21 protein-coding genes and 1 pseudogene are annotated in these 23,978 nt (G+C 39.5%); 5 read left to right on the forward strand and 17 right to left on the reverse strand.

What is annotated here, in order from left to right; translation table 11 throughout:
- The 3 genes from KJS44_RS13820 to rlmH all read right to left on the reverse strand — a co-directional run bounded on the left by KJS44_RS13820 (nt 1) and on the right by rlmH (nt 3,061).
- Nucleotides 1-990: an ABC transporter substrate-binding protein gene (locus KJS44_RS13820; RefSeq protein WP_008690425.1), complete on the reverse strand. Its 990-nt coding sequence runs from the start codon at nt 988-990 to the stop codon at nt 1-3.
- A 497-nt stretch (nt 991-1,487) separates the two neighbouring features.
- Nucleotides 1,488-2,570, reverse strand: a complete 1,083-nt coding sequence (locus tag KJS44_RS13825) for an enhanced serine sensitivity protein SseB C-terminal domain-containing protein (RefSeq protein WP_008690424.1) — start codon at nt 2,568-2,570, stop codon at nt 1,488-1,490.
- Between the two features lie 14 nt (nt 2,571-2,584).
- Nucleotides 2,585-3,061 carry a 23S rRNA (pseudouridine(1915)-N(3))-methyltransferase RlmH gene (rlmH, locus tag KJS44_RS13830; protein ID WP_008690423.1) on the reverse strand — a complete coding sequence of 159 codons (477 nt, stop codon included), beginning with the start codon at nt 3,059-3,061 and terminating at the stop codon, nt 2,585-2,587.
- Nucleotides 3,062-3,155: 94 nt separating this feature from the next.
- Between rlmH and KJS44_RS13835 the strand changes: the two genes are divergently transcribed.
- On the forward strand, nt 3,156-3,992 hold the full coding sequence (locus KJS44_RS13835) for a type II secretion system protein (RefSeq protein ID WP_008690422.1): 837 nt from the start codon (nt 3,156-3,158) through the stop codon (nt 3,990-3,992).
- Between the two features lie 96 nt (nt 3,993-4,088).
- On the opposite strand, the gene KJS44_RS13840 is transcribed toward KJS44_RS13835, so the two are convergent.
- The 9 genes from KJS44_RS13840 to rpsF all read right to left on the reverse strand — a co-directional run bounded on the left by KJS44_RS13840 (nt 4,089) and on the right by rpsF (nt 11,744).
- Nucleotides 4,089-5,177, reverse strand: a complete 1,089-nt coding sequence (locus KJS44_RS13840; RefSeq protein ID WP_008690419.1) for a S1C family serine protease — start codon at nt 5,175-5,177, stop codon at nt 4,089-4,091.
- A complete protein-coding gene (locus tag KJS44_RS13845; protein ID WP_008690417.1) occupies nt 5,174-5,932 on the reverse strand; it encodes an MBL fold metallo-hydrolase in 759 nt (252 codons plus the stop codon). The genes KJS44_RS13840 and KJS44_RS13845 overlap by 4 nt, the downstream gene beginning before the upstream one ends.
- A 21-nt stretch (nt 5,933-5,953) precedes the next feature.
- Nucleotides 5,954-7,300, reverse strand: coding sequence for a replicative DNA helicase (gene dnaB / locus KJS44_RS13850; protein ID WP_008690414.1), 1,347 nt, complete (start codon nt 7,298-7,300; stop codon nt 5,954-5,956).
- Between the two features lie 8 nt (nt 7,301-7,308).
- Nucleotides 7,309-7,755 carry a 50S ribosomal protein L9 gene (gene rplI / locus KJS44_RS13855; protein ID WP_008690412.1) on the reverse strand — a complete coding sequence of 149 codons (447 nt, stop codon included), beginning with the start codon at nt 7,753-7,755 and terminating at the stop codon, nt 7,309-7,311.
- Nucleotides 7,733-9,724 (reverse strand): GGDEF domain-containing protein, encoded by a 1,992-nt coding sequence (locus KJS44_RS13860; RefSeq protein ID WP_008690410.1) that lies wholly within the window; start codon nt 9,722-9,724, stop codon nt 7,733-7,735. Before KJS44_RS13860 ends, rplI begins: the two co-directional genes overlap by 23 nt.
- Nucleotides 9,702-10,637, reverse strand: a complete 936-nt coding sequence (locus KJS44_RS13865; RefSeq protein WP_008690408.1) for a DUF2232 domain-containing protein — start codon at nt 10,635-10,637, stop codon at nt 9,702-9,704. The genes KJS44_RS13860 and KJS44_RS13865 overlap by 23 nt, the downstream gene beginning before the upstream one ends.
- Nucleotides 10,638-10,708: 71 nt before the next feature.
- Nucleotides 10,709-10,939, reverse strand: coding sequence for a 30S ribosomal protein S18 (rpsR, locus tag KJS44_RS13870; protein WP_008690406.1), 231 nt, complete (start codon nt 10,937-10,939; stop codon nt 10,709-10,711).
- Nucleotides 10,940-10,960: 21 nt separating this feature from the next.
- Nucleotides 10,961-11,428 carry a single-stranded DNA-binding protein gene (ssb, locus tag KJS44_RS13875; RefSeq protein ID WP_008690405.1) on the reverse strand — a complete coding sequence of 156 codons (468 nt, stop codon included), beginning with the start codon at nt 11,426-11,428 and terminating at the stop codon, nt 10,961-10,963.
- A gap of 22 nt (nt 11,429-11,450) precedes the next feature.
- A complete protein-coding gene (gene rpsF / locus KJS44_RS13880; protein ID WP_008690404.1) occupies nt 11,451-11,744 on the reverse strand; it encodes a 30S ribosomal protein S6 in 294 nt (97 codons plus the stop codon).
- Between the two features lie 373 nt (nt 11,745-12,117).
- On the opposite strand from rpsF, the gene KJS44_RS13885 reads away from it, so the two are divergent.
- Together KJS44_RS13885 and KJS44_RS13890 are read left to right on the forward strand one after the other, a co-directional pair.
- Nucleotides 12,118-14,826, forward strand: coding sequence for a sensor domain-containing phosphodiesterase (locus tag KJS44_RS13885; protein ID WP_008690403.1), 2,709 nt, complete (start codon nt 12,118-12,120; stop codon nt 14,824-14,826).
- A gap of 194 nt (nt 14,827-15,020) precedes the next feature.
- Nucleotides 15,021-16,376: an MATE family efflux transporter gene (locus tag KJS44_RS13890; protein WP_008690402.1), complete on the forward strand. Its 1,356-nt coding sequence runs from the start codon at nt 15,021-15,023 to the stop codon at nt 16,374-16,376.
- A gap of 139 nt (nt 16,377-16,515) precedes the next feature.
- Here KJS44_RS13890 and KJS44_RS13895 read toward each other — a convergent pair whose 3' ends face one another.
- The 3 genes and pseudogenes from KJS44_RS13895 to ispD form a co-directional block, all read right to left on the reverse strand.
- On the reverse strand, nt 16,516-17,643 hold the full coding sequence (locus tag KJS44_RS13895; RefSeq protein ID WP_420844690.1) for an ABC-F family ATP-binding cassette domain-containing protein: 1,128 nt from the start codon (nt 17,641-17,643) through the stop codon (nt 16,516-16,518).
- Nucleotides 17,617-18,012 (reverse strand): annotated as a pseudogene (locus tag KJS44_RS14790) (ATP-binding cassette domain-containing protein); the annotation flags it as partial. The pseudogene KJS44_RS14790 and the gene KJS44_RS13895, both read right to left, overlap by 27 nt.
- Nucleotides 18,013-18,507: 495 nt before the next feature.
- Entirely contained in the window at nt 18,508-19,158 is a 651-nt protein-coding gene (gene ispD, locus KJS44_RS13900; protein ID WP_008690400.1) for a 2-C-methyl-D-erythritol 4-phosphate cytidylyltransferase, read from the reverse strand.
- Nucleotides 19,159-19,322: 164 nt separating this feature from the next.
- On the opposite strand from ispD, the gene KJS44_RS13905 reads away from it, so the two are divergent.
- Together KJS44_RS13905 and mscL are read left to right on the forward strand one after the other, a co-directional pair.
- Nucleotides 19,323-20,570 carry an aminopeptidase P family protein gene (locus KJS44_RS13905; RefSeq protein ID WP_008690399.1) on the forward strand — a complete coding sequence of 416 codons (1,248 nt, stop codon included), beginning with the start codon at nt 19,323-19,325 and terminating at the stop codon, nt 20,568-20,570.
- 35 nt (nt 20,571-20,605) lie between these two features.
- Complete coding sequence (gene mscL / locus KJS44_RS13910) at nt 20,606-21,100, forward strand: large conductance mechanosensitive channel protein MscL (RefSeq protein WP_008690398.1); 495 nt, start codon at nt 20,606-20,608, stop codon at nt 21,098-21,100.
- 105 nt (nt 21,101-21,205) lie between these two features.
- On the opposite strand, the gene KJS44_RS13915 is transcribed toward mscL, so the two are convergent.
- The gene (locus tag KJS44_RS13915) at nt 21,206-21,958 is read right to left on the reverse strand and encodes an SDR family NAD(P)-dependent oxidoreductase (RefSeq protein WP_008690396.1); all 753 of its coding nucleotides are present in this window, start codon (nt 21,956-21,958) and stop codon (nt 21,206-21,208) included.
- A gap of 81 nt (nt 21,959-22,039) precedes the next feature.
- Nucleotides 22,040-23,971 carry an AAA family ATPase gene (locus KJS44_RS13920; RefSeq protein WP_026006748.1) on the reverse strand — a complete coding sequence of 644 codons (1,932 nt, stop codon included), beginning with the start codon at nt 23,969-23,971 and terminating at the stop codon, nt 22,040-22,042.
- Nucleotides 23,972-23,978: the final 7 nt, after the last annotated feature.

Consider the following 23,978-nt stretch of genomic DNA (forward strand, 5'->3'; position numbering starts at 1 on the left):
TTATTCGCCCTTCATCATAACCAGATTCTCACGGTTTTTCACCGTATCCGGTAACTGGATGCCCAAGGCTTTTAACGTATCTTCATTGATATAAGTGTTTAAATCATCTTTAAATACTTTTACCGGGATATCCGCAACCGCTTTTCCTTTTAAGATTTGATCCACCATTTTCGCGGTTTCTTTTCCCAAGTTCGTATAATTAATGCCGACCGTCGCAAAGCCTCCATCACTTACCATGGAGTCCGCGCCTGTATATACCGGCACTTTTTTCTTATTTGCAGTTTCAACCAATGCGGTGATGGAACTTGCCACCGTATTATCATTGGGCGCAAAAATCGCATCGCATTGATCGGTCAATACCGAAATGGCACTTTGAATTTCACTGATATTTTTACCACTGCCTTCCACCAATTTGATATCGTGTTGCTTACAGAATGCTTTCGCTTTCTTTAGGTTTGATACCGAATTTGCTTCACCGCTGTTATAAATAAAACCAAGTGTTTTCATGGATGGATCGATTTCTAATGCTAATGCTAAAATCTGATCAACTTGAATTTCATCACTTGTTCCTGTGATATTTTTATCCGGTTTCTTTAAATCCGTGATCAAGCCGGCACCAATCGGATCACTGACAGCAGAGAAGACAACAGGAATATCCTCACTGTAATTTGCCGCCGTTACCGCTGTTGGCGTCGCTATCGCTACGATTACATCGCTGTTATTACCGGCAAAGGTTGATAATATAGAATTTAGCGTATTTTGCTGATTACCGGCATCTTTAAATTCAAGCTTAATATTTTCTCCATCTTTATACCCTAATGCTTTCATTTCTTCTTTAAAACTGTCCCGAATTTCATTTAATGATTTATGCTCTACAATTTGGGCAACGGATACAGTGGGCACCTTTTCATCCTTGCTACTGTTGCCACATCCTGCTAACATCGTTGTTCCTAAGACAGCCGCAGCTGCCATCTTCAATAATTTTTTCATATAAGTTTCCCTTCCTTTTCACATTGTGTTTTATCTTTTCTTCTTGTACGTCATGGTTATGATGTATACACCATCGCCATTCTTCTGCGTTTTTTAACACAATGACCACCTCCCTTTATCAAAAAAAGCATCCGTCCTAAAAGTCCTCTGACTTCAGGACAGATGCTGTATCATTCATCTGCGGTACCACCTGATTTGGTGTGTTTGTTACTTTCACACCCACCTCATTCAAAATGCAATAACATTTCTAGCCTGATAACGTTGGCATACGTCTTGGATACTAAGCTTCCGCGTTTCCCCTTGCCCTCCAGAGTCCATTTACAAAACGGCATCGCTATCCCTTTCCAGCTAATGGGACTCTCTGTAAGCACCTATCTTGTTTTATCTCTCTGTCTTTGGTTTCTTCTAGGATACACCTCTTATTTGCATATGTCAACATTATTTTTCAATATAATTTCTGAAAATATTTTCATTAATGCTGCTTAACTTTCTTATTTTCATTTACCTGACAAAAAATAACCTTTTTTAAAATCCTCTGGATGATCTTTCATAAGAATCCCATAATGACTGCCATATCGTCCGGTATCATTCACTTTTGCGACTTTCACTCTTTCTCTGCCATACTCAATTCCTTGTGCACAACTAGTAAACAGCCTTTCCCTTTGTTCATTCAAACAACTAACTTCGCCATTATCAGAAAGCTTTCCATGCAATACCTTTACACCTACGACACAACGTCCATCTTTCAAATGGAAACATTCTTCAATAACAGCTAAGAAAGGGATGTCCAATTTCTTATAAAACATCTTTTTATAAAAAGGTTCTGTTTTTTCTGCCACATGAATGCCCAATTCACTATGAACATCAACGAAATCTAAATACATCCCTTTTAAATGCTTTCTACCGGCATCTGCTAATTGATCAAACACATCCTTAAGGTTCGTCGCATCTGCGTCTACTGCAACGACATAACTTTGTTGTTCCTCATATATCATCAATTGTAAATATAGTGCCTGAATCGTTTTATCTTTTTTCGCATAGGCTTTCAAAGCCGCTTTTAATTCCTTGGGCTCTTTCGCAGGTTCTCCTATCATCACATGTTCCTGGGCATGAAGCACGCGCTCACTATGTCCTTTTTCTCTGATTTCCTTTTGTTCCTTTAAAGAAAGAACCAATTCTTTTGGATAGACGATATTCATCCCGTATGGATCTACGACAAATCCTTTTATTTCTTCACTCTGAATGATAATCTTAGCATAATCATCGAACGTGAACGTCAAGGCATGCATCCTATCTTTGTTTGGATATTTTTGCATCTCTTCTCCACTTGTAAATGCCATAAAATATTGATCGCCTTTTGTTGTCGCAAGGGAGGGAAACGTAAACGTCGTTTTTTCATCCAATATTTGTTTCCCATCTGCACCTTCTTTAAGTTCACCGTGAATTACTACTGGCATTAAGAATTTCACCTGCATTAATTCATCATACATATGATTTTCCGATTCCGGTGTCTGCACTTCGCGCAGAACCTGAACACTGTTAAGAAAATCTTGTGCATCTGTTTTAAACTGTTTGTTCATTTTCAAGTTCTCCTTTATTTATGATATGGGTTATGATGTAAGATCATATAAGCACGGTAAAGCTGTTCCAGCACCAAGACGCGTGTCATTTGATGCGTAAAGGTTAAATCTGATAATTTCCAACGCCAATTCGCTCTGTCGATTACCTTTTTACCAGGCCCTAAAGAACCGGCAATCACAAAGGTAATATTACTGGATTGATAAGTCTGTAACTTTTCTATTTTATCAGCCAAGGTTTCACTGTTTATCATCTCACCCCATAGATCAAGCAGAATCACATATTCCTGATCTTTTATTTTTGCTAACAGACGTTCTCCCTCTTTTTCCTTCACCAATGCATTTTGTGCTTCACTATTTGCTTGCGGTGCGATTTCATCATTTACTTCTATAATCTCTAATTTGGTAAAGGGCCGTAACCGCTTTTCATATTCAGCAATTTGTGCCTTCACAAATTTCTCTTTGATTTTACCGACGGCAATTATTTTTATCATGCGTGTTTTCCTTTCCAATAAAATAAATTTTTAATCTTTTCCTTACATGTCTTCCAAAATATGATACCATAAAATAAGTAAAGGAGGAAATCTAATGCGAAAGAAGAGGCAAGGATTCACCTTAATAGAAATTATTGTCGTGTTGGTCATTCTGGGAATTTTGCTGGCCATTGCCACGCCTTCTATACTCGGCTATGTTCAAAAAGCAAAAGATTCCCGCCTGTTGCAAGAAGCCAGACATGTCTTGGTAGTAAGTAAAGACTATGGTTTACGACTGCACACGAAGGAAGAATTACAAAATCTGTCGACGGATGAAGTCATGGAAAAGATCATGAAGGATGCCGAAGTAGAAGGCGAATTGCTGGAAATTCATCTAAATAAAGCGCAAGATAATGCCGGTGATTTTATTGTGAAGATTGAAGATAAGTATCTTTCTTACAATGATGAAAAACAGGAATTTTCCTTTTTAAAGAGCTATGATAATGCGTTTGTGAAAGCCAATAAGATTATAAAGCAATTGCTAAATCAAGATAAAGAAGCTTATCAGATCCTGTATTCGTATTATTATAAAGCCGATCAAACACCGAATAAAACCGGTGCTCTTGATAGTGAAGGGCCTAATTTTGGCTCCAAGATTCGTGTCGAATTAGAGAAAAACGGAATCGATGCAGATGCATATAGTTTTCGTATATACAACGATAACAACAATTGTAAAATAACTATTGCGACAAGGCGGATTACCATAGCAGATGCCCATCAGCAACAAATTGACATCGTGCAGTATGATTATGGAAAAGGCGGTAAGTTTCATACCGAACCGACCATCAAGAAAGGAAAAGTTCCCGTTGTAATTAAAAAAACTGAGGATCAAAGTACCCATCAACAAGTTACGTATCCAGTCCTTGATGTAGAACATGCCACTTGGGAATAAGCACCATTGCAAGGACACTTTGTTTGCTATACACAAAAAAGCAATCTACGCATGAACATTTGATTTTACTGTTCTTCGTAAGATTGCTTTTATAATTTATTTTAATGTAACTTCCTTTGTTTTCTCTTTACCATTGTGTTCATAGACAAGTGTTACCTTATCACCGACTTTTTTACTGTAAAGATATTGACGGAACTGCTTAACATCGTTTACCTTTTTCCCATCAAATGCTAACAATACATCCCCAACTTGAATGCCGGCTCTGGATGCCGGTGAGTTACGTGATACATTCACGATGAATAAGCCTTCATCTTGTTGAATGGAGATGCCCAAATATGCTCTTTCAAATGGCGAAAGTTGTTCCAATGGCGCTACACTGATGCCTAAAATCGGACGTACTACTTTGCCGTTTCTTTCCAACTGTGAAATAATCGGAAGAACCTCATTAATCGGGAGTGCAAAGCCGAAGCCTTCCACAGATTCGTCTGAAATTTTCATCGAATTAATGCCAATTAATTCACCGGCCATATTGATCAATGGACCACCGCTGTTGCCGGGGTTAATAGCGGCATCTGTCTGTAGGACATTCACATCCCAATCCGCGACTCCATTATTATCAATATCCATTTCCATACGACGATCGACACCGCTTATCAAGCCACCAGATACACTTCCCTGATATTCAATGCCTAATGGACTTCCCATGGCAATGACATATTCGCCCTTTTTCACTAAAGAAGAATCGCCCATGATAAAGGATTCTGCCTGAAAATCGACCTTTAGTTTCAATAAGGCCAGATCCGTCAGCTTATCCATACCAACGATTTCACTTTCCACGGATTTGCCATTCGCAAAGGTGACCGTCATCACATCCCCGTTTTCTACCACATGATTGTTGGTGATAATATAAACGGTTTTATCTTCAACTTTATAAATTGCCCCACTGCCGGTTCCAATCGTTTGCCCACGTGATGAGGCTGTAATGGTTACTACCTTATTCTCACTTTGTTCAACCAGTTTTGTCACATCGCTTGTGACATTCACACTGGCCTGTTTGATGTTGTTTGTAGCAGTCGTTGCATCTGTTTGCGGCACCGTTTCCTGTTTCAGCTGAAACACCTGAATGGTGAGTAAGACATTCCAGCCAAGCAGGGCTACCAGAATAAAGGCAACAAAACGTTTCATTCCTTTTTACCTCCATTTCCACTTACATAAATGGAAAACTGATCTGCAGGATATAAGCGCATATGCTCACGATGTATTTGTTTTTTATCGAAGGTCTGTTGTAATGTCCGTAATGCCATATCACGCGTATTTCCTTCTTGTGAGATATGGGCAAGTACGATTTCTTTTGTCGTTTCTTCTGAAATGACCTCGCTTAATATGTTCGCACTGTCTTCATTACACAAATGTCCATAATCATTAATGATACGCTGTTTGACATAAACCGGACGTGACGTCTGCATCAGCATTTCTATATCATGATTACTTTCAAAGACATAATAATCAGCATCACGAATATAATCCTTAACTTCCTTTTTAATATACCCGGTATCTGTCACATAAACCATTTTTTCGTTTTCACATTCAATGACGTAGCCGACAGTGCCCTCACAATCATGGCTCATGGGTAAAACGGTGATATGAAAATCCTTAATATCAAAGCTTTCAAAAGGACGTATGGCATGCAGATGATCGGTTGCGATGTCTTGTGTCGCATAGGTATCAATGGATTGAAACATCTTCATTTGTGATACATGATCGGTATGCGTATGGGTAATCAGAATCGCATCGGATGATAAATGATCATATTGCAGACGCTCAAAACAGGCTTTCAGATATTTGCGGGTACTCCCACAATCAATCACCAGTTTTGTATCGTTATGTTTAATCAGGCAGCAGTTCCCTTTAGAACCGCTTGCCAAAAGCGCAAACTTCATAAATGTTTTACCGTTTCCCTTCTAATAGCTGTCTCTGGCAATGTTAAAGAAAGCCGATATGGATTTCTGAAAGGCCAGTTCCACACGCCCGGTAGCACCGTTACGATGCTTTGATATATCAACATCGGTCTTATCGGTTGCATTCGTGTTCTCTTCTTCTTTATCTTTGTTATAGTATTCATCACGATACAGGAAAATGACAATATCGGCATCCTGCTCGATTGCTCCTGACTCACGTAAATCGGATAACATAGGATGCTTATCCGGACGTGTTTCAACCGAACGTGATAACTGTGATAAGGCAATGACCGGACATTGCATTTCACGAGCAAGTTGTTTTAAGGATCGACTGATTTCAGAAATTTCTTGCTGTCGGTTATCTCCACCGCTACGGCCACTGCCACTGATTAACTGCAAGTAGTCAATCACGACTAAGTCTAAGCCATGCTCACTTTTCAGCTTACGGCATTTGGAAAAGATTTCTCCGACCTTGATATTTGAACTATCATCGACAAACAGCTTGCTTGCCATTAATTCATTAGCAGCTTCATTTAGTTTATTAAATTCTTCATCCATCAGATTACCGCTTCTTAATTTACTGGATTCCACAGCACTTTTCGCACTCAGGATACGTTTCATCAGCTGTTCAGCAGGCATTTCCAAGGAAAAGATGGCAATCGCTCCCGTGTTATAAAAAGATGCATTTAATGCCAGATTCAGCGCAAAAGCGGTCTTTCCCATGGCTGGACGAGCCGCCAAAATGATCAAATCGCCTCTTTGAAAACCATTCGTAATACGATCAAGATCCGTATAACCGGTCTTGATGCCGGTAATATGAGAATCACTGTTGCGCAGTTTGATCAGCTCCTGCATAACATCGGAAATGACAACACGACTGCTTTTAAAATCCGTTGCTTTGCGATCTCTTGTTACATTTAAAATATCACGCTCAGCTTTATCCATAATATCGTCTAAAGAACTTGCCGTGTCAAAACCTTCCTCGGCAATTTCCTGTGCTGTTTCTATTAAACGGCGCAAATGTGCACGGCTTTTAATAATTTCAATATAATACATACTGTTGGCCGCAGATATTGCGGTATCACTCAATTTGATGATATAGTCAGCACCGCCAACCAAGTGCAATTGTTCTATATCCTGCAAACGGGCAATCAGTGTCGTTACATCGACCGGTTTTCCACTATTGGTAATATCCATCATGGCAGAGAAGATCCGCTGATGAATATCGAGATAGAAATCCGAAGGCTCTAAGCCCTGATCATATACAACGCCGCTAACGCTGGGATATACCATCATCCCGCCAAGGATGGCTTGTTCCGCTTCATTACTATGCGGTAATTCTCTGCTCATACTGCCTCCTAACCGTTCACATGAACACGTATTACACCGATAACTTTATTCTTATATAAATCGACTTTCACATCGGTATAACCTAAAGAAGTAATGGCATCGGTATCGATAAACTTACGCTTTTCAATTTTGATAGCATGTACACGCTGTAACTGTTCTACGATTTGTTTGGTTGACACACTGCCAAATACTCTTCCGCCTTCTCCTGTTTTTACATGAAATTCCAAGGTAATTTTCGTAAGTTTTTGTTTTAATGCTTGGGCATCTGCTTCTTTTTGTTTTTCTTCTAAATCATGCTGCAGATTTTGTTCATCTAAGATTTCCATACTTTTTTTGGTAGCAAGCACAGCCAGCTTTTTATTTAATAGGAAGTTACGGCCATAACCGTCACTAACTTCCACGATTTCACCTTTTTTACCTACTTTTTTCACATCACTTAGCAGTATTACTTTCATCCTTTGTTTCCTCCTTGTTTTCTTCTATATATTCATCAATCTTCTTTTTCAATTCTTCTTTCAACGCTTTTACACTCGTATCCTTGCGTTGTAAAGCTGCGGCATTAAAATGTCCGCCTCCATGCATCTTTTCCATGATCACCTGGACATTCACAACACCCTTACTGCGCGCGGAAATGCCACATTCGTTCTCATTAATACGCGCAATAACAAAACTTGCCTCGACACCTTTGATTTCCAGCATACTGTCAGCTGCTTGCGACATCAACGTACGGTTGACTTGGGCATCTTTTTCCACTGCGGCAATGATGATATTATCCGCATAGGTCTGTGAATAATTCATTATTTCCGTCTTCGCCGCAAAATCGCGGAAGTCTTCTTTCAACATATTTTCTGCTGCTATCGGATCAATGCCAAGTTTTTTCAGATATGCTACAGATTCAAAGGTACGGCTTCCGGTACGATTACGGAAACGATTCGTATCGACTAAAATACCGACATACATCAACGTAGCTTCTTCCTCACTCAGATTTACGCGATTGGTCTGATATGGCAGGAATTCGGCTGCTAATTCACAAGTGGAGCTGGCGCTTGTTTCTACATATACTAATAATGGATTTCCGATAAAATCTTCACTTCTTCGATGATGGTCAATCACAATGATGCGATTGGCAGCTTCCAATGTCAACGGTGCACCGGTTTGTTTAGGATTATTATGATCGACAACAATTAGCAAGTCTTCATCTTCGATCATTCTGGCAGCTTCCTCATCTTGTAGAAAGCGATGGCGCCCATTGAAGATATCTTCATATTCCGTTAAAGCTTGTGCTAATTGCGGTTCTATTCCTGACGATTGCGAAACAATATAACTTTCTTTATTATAAGCAGTTGCTAAACGTGACATGCACAAAGCAGCCCCCATACAATCAAAATCCATATCCCGATGCCCAATCACGAATACCCGTTTTGCCTCCATGATCGCCTCACGAATAGCCTGTGACATCACGCGGACACGAACTTTTGAACGTTTTTCCCTAGCTTCACTGTTTCCGCCATAATATTTTACACTTTCTCCATATTTTTTCACAGCGGCCTGATCACCACCGCGACTCTGCGCCAATTCCAGCAAATCACTGATCATCGTATCCAGTTGGGCAAAGTCATCCGTGCCACGTGCAAAGGCCATACTCAAGGTGATAGAAACATCGATATCCTCAGCATTTTTACGAACTGTATTTAAGATTGCAAACTTATCTTCAACGACTTGCTGATATATTTTTTCATTTAAGACAACCAAGAAACGATCACTGCGCAAACGACGAATCAGCATGCCATATTTATCTGCCCACTCAACCAATGGCTGACGCAGACAAGTATTGATCTGAGCCATCTTGGTTTCATCCTCATATTGTTGAATTTCCATGTAATTATCCAGTTGCAGCAGTCCTGCGACAATACCATCTTCCTGAAATTTTTCGGATATCCTTGCAAACTCGGTAATATCTTTCACAAATAATACTTGCCCGTTTTCTTTACGAGTTATTTCATAAACATATTCACCATCATGTGCGGTAATACTGTCAACTTCTCCTTGAAAAAGTTCTGTGATATCGCCAATCCAGCTGGTAAGCTTCTTTCCAACGATATTCACACCGCGCTCTTGCAACAATTCACTCATCCAGGTAGCGCAGTATTGCTCATCATATGTGATAATACCCATTTCTCCTATTAAAAGGGCATCCTTTGCATCATGTCCAAGAATTCTGGATATATCGATATCTCGCTGTTCCCGATCACTTTCAAACCAATAGACGACCCAGATGACAACCAAAGAGTTGATAATCACCAAAATCAGCATCGGTAAAATTTTAACGCCTTCAATATCCGCCATAAATAAGGCAAATAAGGCAACAAACTGTGCCAATATGACGATTCCAATCTGTACCTTAATGTTCTCCAGACGTTCCATGTACCACACCTCGTTTCAGTACTTCTAACCATATGCCACGCAGATCGACAATCATATCCAAAACACCGATGATAGCAATTGCACCTTGTACATATGGCAGAAACATGCCTATGATGACAAATAATAAGAAGATGCGTTTACGAAACAACAATAGGATACAAAGCAAGGTCATAACACCATAACCGATTGCAAAGATTCTCGCTGCTCCATAGACACCTAGTAATAGCCCATAGACATCTTGGTTTAATTTTAGCACATTTCGCACTAAAAATAGAACCCATATCATTATTATTGTATATCCGACACTTTTGGGAACCTTAATTTCAAAAATGCTCTTCATTGCTCTTGTTTCGATATGCATGCGTTTTAATACGACATTGGCAATCATATGAATGCACATTGTCTGTAAAACCGTCATTAAGATCGCACTGCCAATCACAACATACGTCACGATTTTGGCAAGTGGTATCCCAATATCAATATGCATGAAGTCTAACAGCATCTTCACCATTTCCACATCTTCCGCCGGATCATAGCCAAACATTGCCGCAAATAATACGGTAGTAATCAGATAAGAAACAAACGTGAATATCCCTGTCCATAGTAACAGTGTTCCATTCTTCCATTTCTTTCTTATCCCGGCACCATAAACGATGCCTACTACATCACAGCTAAACAGATAAAAGATCGTTGTCGGAGCGGCAATCATAAAGCTTAACAGAACCATACTGATGGCAGGAACGCATGCACTTTTTACTCCATAGCGTGCGGTATACATTAAAATCGGAAAGGTTAAGACCCAATACATGACCATTTCTAGCATACCGGCTAATTGACGGTTGATAAATAATAGCATACCGACAATCGCAACCATCATCGCACCTTCGGTCATCTTTTTTGTTTGGTTGTTCATAAGTGCTCCTCCTTTCTTAAGAGAAAAACCCCCATCTGCCAAAACAGCTGGAGGTTTCATTAACACGAATATTATTCGCTTACGTAAGGCAGTAAAGCCATCTGACGTGCACGTTTGATAGCAGTAGCCAGCATACGCTGATATTTTGCGCGTGTTCCGGTTACACGTCTAGGGATGATCTTTCCGTTTGCGGAAATAAATCTTTTTAATAATTCAACATCTTTATAGTCGATGTATTCGATTTTGTTTTTTGTGAAATAGCAAACTTTCTTGCGTCCCATACGCTGTTTCTTGAAAGCCATAGTTTATCTCCTTTCTACCAATTAGAATGGTAAATCATCACTGGCGATATCCAATGTATCGCTGGATGCAAAGTCACTGGAGTAGGACGGTGATGCATTATCGCTCTGATAGCCTTGATTTCCTGCATCATAATCAGGTGTGTAAGCATTAACGGCTGCAGCACTGTTGGTTCCCTTAGGCTCCAAAAATTGAACAGAGTCTGCGACAACTTCGGTCACATAGACACGTCTTCCACTCTGGTCGTCATAGCTGCGTGTCTGAATTCTTCCTTCCACTCCAACTAAGCTTCCTTTATGCGTGAATTGTGCCGTATTATCAGCAACTTTATTCCAGCACACACAGTTGATAAAATCCGCTGTCGGCTGTCCTTCGGTCTTAATTCTGCGATCACATGCTACAGTAAAGGATGTTACGCTGGCTCCTGTTCCAGTCTTACGTAAAACCGGATCCTTTGTCATGCGTCCTACTAATACTACACGGTTGATCATTGTCCATCATCCTTCCTGTTTCTTATTCTTCGTCCTGTGTTTTAACGATCATATAACGTACGATGTTGTGGTTGATACGTGCTAAACGATCAAATTCATGAATGCCTTCATTGTTAGCAGTCACATTGATAACAACATAGTAACCTTTGTTCATGTGTTTGATTTCATATGCGAACTCTTTTACGCCCCACTCGTCTACCTGATCGATAGTTCCGTTGTGGTCAGTGATGATCTTATGTAATCCATCCATCACTTTCGTGCGTGCTGCGTCTTCTAAAGATGCGTTCACAATGTACATGATTTCGTATTTTTTCATTCTGTACACCTCCTCATGGTCTCATGGCCCTGCCTCATGTGCAGAGCGGGGAGTAGAGATTTCTACCCGTTTATTGATTATAGCATTGTTGCTTTTGAAATGTAAAGGGATATTTTAAAGTTTTCGTATTTTCTCTTCTTGGATCATCTCATGTCACGCTCAAACGATACCCTTTCTTTCTCGAAGCGTTCCTCATGGCTGCTCACTTAGACTTCCACGCTATCTAGCCTCATTCTCTTCCCCTTAGATAAATCCTTTTTTATCATCGATAGAATTCACTAAAATTTTACCTTTTTTTGCTTATTTATAGTATGATATATAGAAAGATACTCACTCAATGATCGAAATGATGTATAGGCAGGAGGTGTCTTCCATGCAGAAAAAGCTGATTCCCACCATTCTGATACTCTCCCTCATCCTTTCCGGTTTTTTATCTTTAAACGCTATCAGAAACATGCAGGGAAATGCCCGCGTGGTTAATTATACCGGTGTTGTCCGTGGAGCTACGCAACTTCTGGTGAAACAGGAAATGGCAGGCAAAACAAATCATGCGCTTATTCAAAAGCTGGATGGAATCCTAAACGAATTACAAACAGGTGATGGACCAAATGGATTAACACGCCTGGATGATGAAACCTACCAAAAACAGCTGCAGGAGCTTGAAAAAGATTGGGCTGTAATCAAGGAGGAAATTAAAGAAGTCCGCAAAAGTAAGGATACTGCCGAATTACTACGGTTAAGTGAACAGTACTTTCAAGCCTGTGATGATGCCGTAAAAGAAGCTGAAATATATACCGAGCAACGCGTCTCTTCGATCATGCGGATACTGATGGTACAAATTCTTCTTTGTTTGGCAATTGTTGCTTTTGTCGCCGCCATAACTTCACGAATGCGTAAACGCCAACAAGAAATGGAAAAGGTGGAAATTGAGAATCGTAAAAAAAGTGAAGCCTTATCGCTGTTGGCGAAACAATTACAGGCTCCGATGAATGAAATATCCGAAACTTTGTATATTGCCGATTTAGAAACTTATGAATTATATTTTTTAAATGAAGCCGGCCAGCGTTCTTTCCATACAAAAGACTTTTACGGACGCAAATGTTATGAAGTTTTGCAGGGAAGAACTTCGCCTTGTCCGTTTTGTACAAATCCGCAATTGGATGAAGGCAAAATTATCACCTGGGAATTTTCTAATCCCATCTCTTTACGCCATTACCTGTTAAAAGATCGTCTCATTGAGTGGGAAGGACGTAAAGCACGTATGGAAATTGCTTTCGACATGACCGAAAATGAGAAAGAGAAACAACAATTACAGAACATGCTGGATGCGCAAAATATGATCGTCCGCTGTGTTCATCATCTATATGAAAATCAAGATGTCACAAGCAGCATTCATGCCGTGTTACAAGCCGTCGGCAAATTCTTTACAGCGGATTGTACGTACCTTATCAGTATTGATAATCAGATGCCGTTTGCTAATCAAGAATGGTGTGATGCCCATATCGCTTCTCGCAAACAAGATTTTGCTAAACTCCCGCAAGCCGTTATCCATCATTGGCTTTCGGCCTTTAGTGAAAAGGGGAGCGTTATCATCAGTGATCTTGCGGAAATAAATAAGCTCTCTGAAGAAGAATATCAGATATTACAAAACCATAACATCCAACGTATGGTAGCTGTTCCATTAGAAAGTAATCATCAGATCATCGCTGTCTTAGGAGTTGACAATCCAGCTAAGGACATGATGCAAAATATTACTTCGATGTTACAAACCTTGTGTTACTTTATCATGCTGACCATCAAACGAGATCAAGCAGAAAAGAAACTGGCTCATTTAAGCTATCATGATGAATTAACTTCGTTCTATAATCGCAACCGATACATCGAAGATGTAAAACATATCGCGCACTCTCATCAATCCGTCGGTGTCGTTTATCTGGATATCAACGGTTTAAAAGATATTAATGATAAGTATGGACATGCCCGTGGCGATGAGCTTATCATCGAAGCGGCTTTACATATGCGACGTGTCTTCCCACAGGCCGATATTTATCGTATCGGAGGAGACGAATTTGTTATCATATCCACAAACCTGAGCCAAGATGTTTTCCAGCGGCAAGTCCGTGAACTGCGAGGTTCTATCAAAGATCAGGAAATGCTGAAGTTTGCTTTGGGCAGCCGTTGGTCACCACAGGCGGATGGCATCAATGATTTTATTGCCGAAGCAGATGCCTGTATGTATGAAGATAAACGTGTTTTCTATCGGAATCGTCAAAATACAAAGCGTTATCGTCATTATAATGATGAATTGTTGCATCTTTCTGACCCCAACACGTTACAAGCAGAAATAGCTATGCACCATTTTCACGTGTATCTGCAATCAAAAATTCGCTCGACAAGTGGAGAAGCGTTTGGGGCCGAAGCTTTGATACGTTATGAAGACCGTGATGGAACCATAATATCACCAGGGGATTTTATGCCCCTGCTAGCCGAGCATCATCTGATTTCCGTGATTGATTATTACATCTTTGAACGCATCTGTATGCTCATTCGCGAGTGGCTGGATGCCTATGCCACGATTGTCCCGATTTCCGTTAATCTATCCCGTCAAACGATGATCAAAGCCACCTTACTTCAGGATTTATTAGCTATCTGTCAAAAATATGAAGTAGCTCCATCCTATCTGGAAATTGAAATCAGTGAACATGGCGATCATCTTTCTGATAAAGACCTTATAACTTTGATACATGAATTAAAACATCATGGTTTTAGAATATCGTTAGATGATTTTGGTACTGAGTATGCCAATCTGGCATTATTATCCGCTGCTCCATTTGATGTCTTGAAACTAGACAAGAGTATCATCAATGAATTAGACAGTAATCCACGGACGCAAAAAATAGTAACTGCCATCATGAAACTATGTGAAGAATTACATATTACAATTATCGCTGAAGGTATAGAAACACTGCAACAGCTGCAGACCCTCACATCCTGCGGTGTAACACTTGTTCAAGGCTTTTATTACAGCATTCCTTTACCTGTTGATGAGTATCAGCGTAAGTATATGCACCCCAAATCCTAATCACATTTCCCTCCATCCTGTCTTATATTAGTAAGCTGCCACAAGCTTTCTCCAATATAGGGCAGGATGTTTTTTTTAGGATAAATGAAAGAAAACCGCAACTTCTATGAAAGAGAATGATTTTGTGAACTATCTTTTTTTCAAAGTCGGGTGTATAATAAAGAACCATAAGAAATAAGGGGTAAGGTGATGTCATGCAACAGGAGAAAACCAAACAGAAAGGATTAATGACAGAAGGTGTTATATGGAAAGAGTTATTATTATTTTCCGTGCCGCTTTTATTAGGCAATTTATTCCAACAGCTTTATAATGCGGTGGATTCTGTCGTTGTTGGTAATTATATAGGTGCACAGGCCTTAGCTGCTGTTGGCAGCAGTGCTCCCGTTATTAACCTGCTTGTCAGCTTTTTCATGGGGTTATCGGTTGGTGCTGGAGTTATCATCTCTCGTTATTTCGGCGCTCGTAATATGGAAAGCTTACAAGACAGTATCCATACTTCTTTGGCCCTTACTATGACAGCCGGTATCTTTATGACCTTGTTTGGAATCATCTTCTCTCCAACCATATTGCGTTGGATTGGAACTCCATCAGATGTTATGAGCAGTTCTGTTTTGTATCTGCGTATTTATTTTGGTGGTATTCTATCCGTTATGTTGTACAACATGGGCAGTGGTATCCTGCGTGCTGTTGGGGATTCTAAAAATCCATTATATTTTCTGATTGTATCCAGTATCACCAATATCCTGCTGGATCTATTGTTTGTCATCGTGTTTGATATGGGCATAGCCGGCGTAGGCTGGGCGACCTTAATTGCTCAAACCATCAGTGCCGTGTTAACCCTCTTATTACTCATCAAAACGAAACAAGAATATAAAGTCACCTTAAAAAAGATTCGCTTTCATAAAGATAAGTTGATTGAAATCATCCGCTTAGGCTTACCGAGTGGTATTCAAAACGGCGTTGTTTCCTTTTCAAACGTTATCGTGCAAAGTAATATCAATGCCTTTGGCTCTTTAGCGATGGCTGGCTGTGGTGCTTATACCAAGATTGATGGCTTTGCCATTTTACCGGTGATGAGCTATTCTATGGCTTTAACAACCTTTACCGGACAAAATATGGGAGCTAAGAAATATGACCGTGTGAAGCAAGGAGCACGCTCTGGTATCATCATGTCCCTACTCACAACCATCGCCATCTCAGCCTTATTGTTAATATTCGGTGAGCAGGTATTATCCATCTTCTCTGATAATCCTAAGGTTATTTCCTATGGTTTGTATATGATGCATGTATTAGCTCCATTTTATATTTTCCTTGCTATTTCTCATGCCTTTAACGGCATCATCCGCGGTGCCGGTATTACCACGATTCCTATGATTGTCATGATTACTTGCTGGTGTGGAATGCGTATGACCTGGATATTGGCAAGTGTTCCTATCTTCCATGATATCGGAGTTGTCTTTATGGGCTGGCCATTAACATGGGCTGCCAGTGCTTTATGGCTCTTCTTATATTATAAAAAAGGCAATTGGATGAAGCGTTCCATGTATTAACAAGTCTACTTACATTCAGAAAAAAAGCTGATGTTTCTATGTTTCTTACCAATAAAGGTATTACATATACATCAGCTTTTCTTTTGCTTATTTTAAATAATTATTGCTTATGAATTTTATAGGCAGTGCCATTATGAATTTACTCTTCAATACCATATTCACGTTCTAAATATTCATCATAGCTCATGCGGCGATCAATGATGCCATCCTCGCGAATTTCAATAATACGGTTTGCGATTGTTTGAATGAATTGATGGTCATGAGAGGTAAAGACCATCTCTCCCTTAAAGTTAATTAGGCCATTGTTTAAAGCCTGAATGGATTCCAGATCCAGATGGTTGGTAGGATCATCCAGCAACAATAAATTCGGTGCTTCCAACATGCTTTTTGATAACATACAACGAGCACGTTCGCCTCCGGATAACACATTGACAGGTTTTAAGGCTTCTTCCCCACTAAACAACATTCTTCCTAAGAACCCGCGAATATAACTCATATCATCAATACTCGTGTACTGGCTCAGCCAGTCACAAATACTTTCTTCCCCTTCAAAATAAGCAGCATTATCATCAGGGATATAGCTTGGTGTAATAGTTTGTCCAATTTCTACTTTCCCATTATCCGGTTCTATTTCTTTTGCCAGAAGTTTTAATAATAATGAAGTTTGCAAAGGATTGCCGATCAGGGCAATCTTATCCCCATTCATTAAAGAAAACGAAATGTTATGCAAAAGTTCTTTCCCTTCAATCGATGCACAAAGATCTTCGACAAATAAAATGGCTTTTCCTGATTCACGTTCCGGCTTAAAATCCACGAAAGGATATCTTCTGGTAGATGGCTGTAAATCATCCAGCGTAATCTTATCTAAGATTTTCTTACGTGAAGTTGCCTGTTTCGATTTTGCGGCATTCGCTGAGAATCGGGCAATAAAGGCTTCTAATTCCTTAATCTTTTCTTCTTTTTTCTTGTTTGCATCTTTCATCTGTTTTGCCAGCAGCTGACTGGATTCATACCAGAAATCATAGTTACCGCTGTAAATCTTAATCCCTCCGAAATCCACATCGGCGATATGTGTACATACCTTGTTTAAGAAATGACGATCATGCGATACGACGATGACGGTACTTTCATAATTGATCAAAAAATGCTCCAGCCAGGCAACGGATTTTAAATCTAAACCATTGGTAGGCTCATCTAACAACAGTGTATTTGGCTTGCCAAACAATGCCTGCGCTAACAGAATCTTAACCTTTTGTGCAGGCGTCATGGCTGACATCAATTCTTGATGTAAGCTTACCGGTATATCCAGCTGTTCCAAAAGATTGGCTGCTTCACTTTCCGCATTCCAGCCATCAAGATTCGCAAATTCTTCTTCTAATTCTCCGGCTTTTACTCCATCTTCATCGGTAAATTCGCCTTCTTTTGTGTACAAGTATTCTTTTTCTTTCATGATGGCATATAAGCGTTCATTTCCCATCATCACGGTTTCTAACACCGGAAATTCTTCAAACTTGTAATGATCCTGTTCCAGTGTAAAAACCGTTTCATTCGGTCCGGTAAAAACATCTCCGGTATCCGGCTTTAATTCACCACTTAACACTTTTAGAAAAGTACTTTTACCGGCTCCATTTGCGCCAATTAACCCATAGCAATTACCATCCGTGAATTTTAAATTTACATCCTTATATAATGTGCGTGCACCAAAACGCACGCTCACATTGTTTGTCCCTATCATATAGAACCTCCATTTTTCATGCCTGTGCATTATAGCATGTGTCTTTCAGAAATACAAATACACAAAAAAAATGCTTATGCTTCTCTTAAAAAAAGATGCTCCGTTTTTAATGTTTCAACATTATGTTTTCTATGATTCTTCATATTCTTTGTATCGTAGATATGCGATGGTTTTGATAGCCCTGCTTGTACTTATTGGTTATCATTTGATATTTCCTTATTGCCCTAAACTTTTTTCTTCGTTAAAAAGAGAACGACCATCCATCGTTCCCTTTCATATCCTATGATTTCATATAACTATTTCCTATGGAATCAGCAAGCAAATAGAATATGCTGCATGCGCAATCGTCCACATCCAAAAGACTTCATCAAATAGTGATTCCTAAAGCTCAGTTTTCTATTTCCCTGCAATATCTTCAATTGTCGTAACCTTCATATTCCCATAACTGCCTTCTACCACATACACTTCATGATCCCCACAAAGTTCCATGATCTGTGCATCATCACTAGCTTGCAGCTGTTTTTGATATGCCTTGTGATACGCTTTTAAAATCGCACTTGTTCGAAAAGCTTGTGGTGTTTGTGCCTGATATAAAGTAGCGCGCTGCGGAGTCGTTTTCACCTTTCCATCCTCCACTACTTTAATCGTATCTTTCACCGGCATCATGAGCAAACAAGCATCATGCACTTGTAAGCTTTCAACAATACGATCAATACAATCCATGGTCAGCCACGGTCTTGCCCCATCATGAATCAATACATGTTCACACATCACCGCTTTCAAGCCATGATACACAGAATCTTGACGAGTTGCCCCACCTTGTACAAACACGATGTTCCCTTGTGTACATAGCTTCATAAAAACTTCGATATCTTCCTTACTGGCCACTACGATAATTTGATGACACCGTGTATCCTTTTGAAAGACCTGGATGGTTTCTTCTAAAATCGTATGTCCGTTTTTTAATTTAAATAGCATTTTATTATACCCCAAACCCATCCGGCTGCCGCTGCCTGCTGCTACGATAAGTGCTGTATATTCTATCATATTCTTAGCCTCCCGCTTTTCATTGTATGATTGCCTATGGCGTTGATTTTTCACAATTATATCATATATGTAATCTATTTTTAAAAAGAATATTGCAAAAGCTATGCTATAATGATACCAGATGTTAAAATCAAGGTATCATATACATAGAAAGAGGGATAAAGATGTATAAAGAACGTAGAAAAGCCTTAGCAAGCGCTCTTCCGGATACAGCAATTGCTTTGGTATGTAGTGGAAAAGCCCCTTACAAAGTCGGTGATGAAAAGTATGATTTCTCAGTTGATCGCAGCTTTTATTATTTAACCGGATTAGATAAAGAGAACATGGTACTTGCCATCATCAAAGTTGAAGGACGTGTAAGTGAGTATTTATTTATTGAACGTTATGATGAAGAATTGGCAAAATGGGTAGGCGGCAGAATCATGCCTGAGGATGCCGCAAACATCTCCGGTATCCAGGAAATCTATTGGCGTGAAGAAGCCATGGATACCATAGGAAGTGTCTTATCACGTTATTTTAGTGGTTATGCAAATGTTGATGTATATGCGGATTTCACGAAACAAGAAGCTGAACAGGCGGATAGTGAAGCGCATATTTTTGCACGTAGTTTACTGCAAAGATATCCACACATCGTTTTACATGATCTGGCAGGATACATCAGTGCACTGCGTTTGGTTAAGGATGAAGATGAATTGGCAAAATTACAAAAAGCCATTGCGGTGACAAAGGAAGCCATTGAAAATATGATGGCTCATGCGCATGCTGGCATGGGAGAATACGAATTGGAAGCTTATTTTGATTTCGTCTTAAAATCAAATAACTGTCTGCATTCTTTCCCATCCATTGTGGCAGGAGGCAAAAATGCAACTATCCTACATTATCAGGAGAATAGTCAAAAAATCAAAGACCGCTCTTTGGTTTTATGCGATTTAGGGGCAGCTTATTCTTATATGAATGCCGATATTACACGCACCTTCCCGATAAATGGGAAGTTCACAAAACGCCAACGTCAAATTTATGACATTGTTTTAACAGCTAATAAGATGATCATGCAGATGGTAAAACCAGGTATAACCTTACGTGATTTAAATAATGAATTGATTAAATTTTATCATCAAGAATTAAGTAAACTTAATTTATTAAAACATGGAAAAAGTGTTGCCGATTATTATTGGCATGGAGTTTCCCACATGCTTGGCCTAGAAACACATGATGTCACCTTGCCAAACTATAAACTGCAGCCTGGCAATGTCTTTACAATTGAACCCGGCTTGTATTTAGAGGAGGAAGGCATTGGCATACGCATTGAAGATAATGTGCTGGTGGTGGAAGATGGCTGTATCAACTTAAGCAAAGATATTATCAAAGAACCGGATGAAATTGAAGCCTTTATGGCGGCTCATGCCAAATAAATCCTACGTGCAATCGTTAAGAAAGGGGTATACACATGAAAAAAATTTATGCAGAATTTAAAGAATTCATCATGCGTGGAAACGTGCTTGACTTGGCTGTTGGTGTTATCATCGGTGGTGCTTTTCAAAAAATCATTGGTTCTTTGGTGAATGATATCATCATGCCAATCATTACGATGATTACCGGTGGCATTGACTTTTCCAACTGGTTTATCGCCCTGGATGGCAACACGTACACTTCTTTAGCAAAAGCACAGGAAGCAAATGCATCTACCTTGAATTATGGTGTCTTTTTAACAGAGGTCATTAACTTTCTCATCATGGCCTTTGTAATCTTCATGATGGTCAAAACAATGAACTCCTTAGCGCGTAAAGCCCTTCGAAAAAAAGAAGAAGAAGCAGAAGCACCTACGACAAAAATTTGTCCTTTCTGTAAATCAGAAATCGCTATCGAGGCTACACGCTGTCCACATTGTACCAGTGCATTGCCTAACGAAGAAGAGGCAGCTGATGAAGTGGCAAGTGAATAGACGAATAACTTTCTGAATGAACATAAATACATCAAAAGAAAACTGGAACTTCCTATCGTAAGACATTCTGCTTATAGGATTGTTTCCAGTTTTTTATTTCTGATTTTATTTATTTTTACGATGCTGAATGTGATAACTACAGCTCATCAACAAACGATTTGGTAAAAAGCGTGTCGCGATATAAGAGGCTTTCATCAACATGCCGGGAATGATCAGTAACTTTTTTTCTAACATACGGCGTATGGCAATTGCAGCTACCTCTTCGCTTGTTTTTCCATCCATTAAAAACTTAACATTTGCCACCTTATCGAATTCGGTTCTCACCGGTCCCGGGCATAATACCGAGATGGAAACATGACTGCCTTTTTTCTGCAGCTCTTTCCATATCGCCATCGACAAGCGAAGTACATAGCTCTTGGTCGCATAATAGGTTGCCATCAACGGTCCCGGTAAAAAAGCGGCGGAGCTGGCTACATTTAAGATATAGCCTTTATCACGACGAATAAAATCCTTTAAAAAGAGCTTGGTAAGAATATGCACCGCCTGTATATTAGTTTGCACCATCTGTAAATCTTTATCTAACTCCGTTTCATGAAATTCCCCATAATCTCCAAAGCCGGCATTATTGATCAGAATATCAATAGGTTCATGGACAAAGCGTTGGTATAACGCTTCACAGTTCTCACGTTTTGAAACATCTAAAACAACCACTGTAACATGTACTGGTAATTCCTTTTTTAGTTCCATCAAACGTTCTTTTCTTCGTGCAACCAGAATCAAATCAACTTTGGCCTTTGCCAGAACTCTGGCCATATCTCTTCCAATCCCACTGCTGGCGCCGGTAATTAATGCTTTCATAACATCACTTCCTTATGTCTTTACTATAGCACATTTTTTCGGTTATAACGCTCATTTCCTTCTAGGTTTAGAAAAAGGAGGTTAGACCTCCACGAGATGCTGTTTTAGTTTTCTGGTTACTTCTTCCATGGATGTGCAAGAAGAAATCACTTCTTTAATCTTTGTATCCGCTAAAGTCTTATTCCATTGTTTTAAGACATTATGAACGATGTGCAATTTATCTTCCTGCTTCAGATCATGAAACCAGAAGATTTCATCAATGACGCTTAAAAATGATGCAGGCAACTGTCGAGATAAGATTTGTTCCAGACTTTGGGTTTCTTGAAAATGCAATTCATTGCCACTTGTTAGCGTGAAATCACCATTCAAGATCATGATACAATGACGCAGATCCACCTTGTAAATATCATGTTCCATATACCCTTTTTCAATGGATTGACGTAAGAATTGCAGCTGTGCTTCATGCGCCATATGCAAATTCATGATACATACGATCGTATAGGGATTGCGTCTTAGTAAAGATAAATTATGCGCAAAGTTTTGTTCAAAGGCTGCCATATCAAAAGTTACCATATCTTCCTGATTAAAATAAGTGCGGTTAAATTTTTGCATCAGTGTCTTCTTCCCAACCCCGGGATTTCCTAAAAACAGCCAAACCCCTAAAGGACGTTGGGTAATCACGCCCTGCTCGATCCATTGTAACTGGGCAATCAATTTATCAATAACTTCTTCCTGTCCAATCAAGGATTCTTGCAGCTGCGCCTTTAACAATTGTACACGATCAACACTGGCAAGCGGAATCGCTGTAAGCTTTTCCACAACATCTTTAACCATTTCTTCATTGACTTGATGCGTATTGCTCGCTTTCGCACTGACACAGGATAAATCTAATACATCAATCGCTTTATCCGGAAACTTACGCTGTGGCATATAATAGTCACAATACGCGACGATTTTCGCTAAGATATCCATCGGAATATGCACCTGATGAAAATCCTCATATTCTTTTACCTTAACCTTTAACATTTCCAATGTTTCGCTTTGATTTGGTTCTTTGATCGTGATAATTTGGAAACGTCGTTCTAAGGCTCGATCTTTTTCGATATATTTTTCATATTCTTCCACTGTTGTAGCACCGATACATTTAATCAGTCCACGCGCAAGATATGGCTTTAATACACTGGATACATCAATGCTGCCTTCTGACTTACCTGCACCAATCATCTGATGGATCTCATCAATAAAAAGGATCACATTCGGATATTTCTCTAACAGGCGAATAATATTTTGCAATTTCTCTTCAAAATCACCGCGATATTTCGTTCCTGCTACTAATGAATTCAGATGCAGTTCATAAATACTGGCATTGCGTAAGGATGGCACCTGATTTGCCTGTATCATCCCAGCAAGCTTTTCCACTAATGCGGTTTTCCCCACACCGGGTTCTCCGATCAATAATGGATTCGCCTTATCTTTTCTTGACAATACCGAAATCATAAAAGAAAGTTCTTTATCTCTACCTATAATATCCTGATTTAAACCACAGGTATTTAGATTCCGTAATTCATTTACTTTATCCAATTCATTACGTCCCCCATGTTCCATCTGCATCAGCAATACATTCTCATCAATATCATAGCGATGCAAGATTTCCGTAGCCACACAGCTTGCTGTCTGCAGCAGTGCTAAGGATAAGGATTGTACGTCCATCACTTTCGCTTTTTTATGCTGTGCAATCTGCATGGCACGCTCTAAGATATCATCGACGACCTGGGTGATCTGGATTTCATCCACACTTTGATCACGCAAGCCAAATAGTACCATTAAATCTTCTTTCATCTGATAGTAACAAACACCCTGTGCACTGATTAACTGACATAACTGAGTCTCACTATCTTTTAAGATTGCCAGTAATAAATGCTCGCTTCCTATATAGTTGTTTCCCATATCACGCGCCTCTTCACCTGCGCTTTTCATGATATTTGTCACCTGTTTATTTAAACGATATTTCATATCTTCA

The sequence above is a fragment of the Longicatena caecimuris genome, assembly GCF_018406465.1.
GTDB classification, from domain to species: Bacteria; Bacillota_I; Bacilli_A; order Erysipelotrichales; family Erysipelotrichaceae; genus Longicatena; species Longicatena caecimuris.

Bases quoted from the DNA above. Each gene is read 5' to 3' on its own strand.
- KJS44_RS13820 (WP_008690425.1), bottom strand. From the start codon at position 990: ATGAAAAAATTATTGAAGATGGCAGCTGCGGCTGTCTTAGGAACAACG.
- KJS44_RS13825 (WP_008690424.1), bottom strand. From the start codon at position 2,570: ATGAACAAACAGTTTAAAACAGATGCACAAGATTTTCTTAACAGTGTT.
- rlmH (WP_008690423.1), bottom strand. From the start codon at position 3,061: ATGATAAAAATAATTGCCGTCGGTAAAATCAAAGAGAAATTTGTGAAG.
- KJS44_RS13835 (WP_008690422.1), top strand. From the start codon at position 3,156: ATGCGAAAGAAGAGGCAAGGATTCACCTTAATAGAAATTATTGTCGTG.
- KJS44_RS13840 (WP_008690419.1), bottom strand. From the start codon at position 5,177: ATGAAACGTTTTGTTGCCTTTATTCTGGTAGCCCTGCTTGGCTGGAAT.
- KJS44_RS13845 (WP_008690417.1), bottom strand. From the start codon at position 5,932: ATGAAGTTTGCGCTTTTGGCAAGCGGTTCTAAAGGGAACTGCTGCCTG.
- dnaB (WP_008690414.1), bottom strand. From the start codon at position 7,300: ATGAGCAGAGAATTACCGCATAGTAATGAAGCGGAACAAGCCATCCTT.
- rplI (WP_008690412.1), bottom strand. From the start codon at position 7,755: ATGAAAGTAATACTGCTAAGTGATGTGAAAAAAGTAGGTAAAAAAGGT.
- KJS44_RS13860 (WP_008690410.1), bottom strand. From the start codon at position 9,724: ATGGAACGTCTGGAGAACATTAAGGTACAGATTGGAATCGTCATATTG.
- KJS44_RS13865 (WP_008690408.1), bottom strand. From the start codon at position 10,637: ATGAACAACCAAACAAAAAAGATGACCGAAGGTGCGATGATGGTTGCG.
- rpsR (WP_008690406.1), bottom strand. From the start codon at position 10,939: ATGGCTTTCAAGAAACAGCGTATGGGACGCAAGAAAGTTTGCTATTTC.
- ssb (WP_008690405.1), bottom strand. From the start codon at position 11,428: ATGATCAACCGTGTAGTATTAGTAGGACGCATGACAAAGGATCCGGTT.
- rpsF (WP_008690404.1), bottom strand. From the start codon at position 11,744: ATGAAAAAATACGAAATCATGTACATTGTGAACGCATCTTTAGAAGAC.
- KJS44_RS13885 (WP_008690403.1), top strand. From the start codon at position 12,118: ATGCAGAAAAAGCTGATTCCCACCATTCTGATACTCTCCCTCATCCTT.
- KJS44_RS13890 (WP_008690402.1), top strand. From the start codon at position 15,021: ATGCAACAGGAGAAAACCAAACAGAAAGGATTAATGACAGAAGGTGTT.
- KJS44_RS13895 (WP_420844690.1), bottom strand. From the start codon at position 17,643: ATGACGCCTGCACAAAAGGTTAAGATTCTGTTAGCGCAGGCATTGTTT.
- ispD (WP_008690400.1), bottom strand. From the start codon at position 19,158: ATGATAGAATATACAGCACTTATCGTAGCAGCAGGCAGCGGCAGCCGG.
- KJS44_RS13905 (WP_008690399.1), top strand. From the start codon at position 19,323: ATGTATAAAGAACGTAGAAAAGCCTTAGCAAGCGCTCTTCCGGATACA.
- mscL (WP_008690398.1), top strand. From the start codon at position 20,606: ATGAAAAAAATTTATGCAGAATTTAAAGAATTCATCATGCGTGGAAAC.
- KJS44_RS13915 (WP_008690396.1), bottom strand. From the start codon at position 21,958: ATGAAAGCATTAATTACCGGCGCCAGCAGTGGGATTGGAAGAGATATG.
- KJS44_RS13920 (WP_026006748.1), bottom strand. From the start codon at position 23,971: ATGAAATATCGTTTAAATAAACAGGTGACAAATATCATGAAAAGCGCA.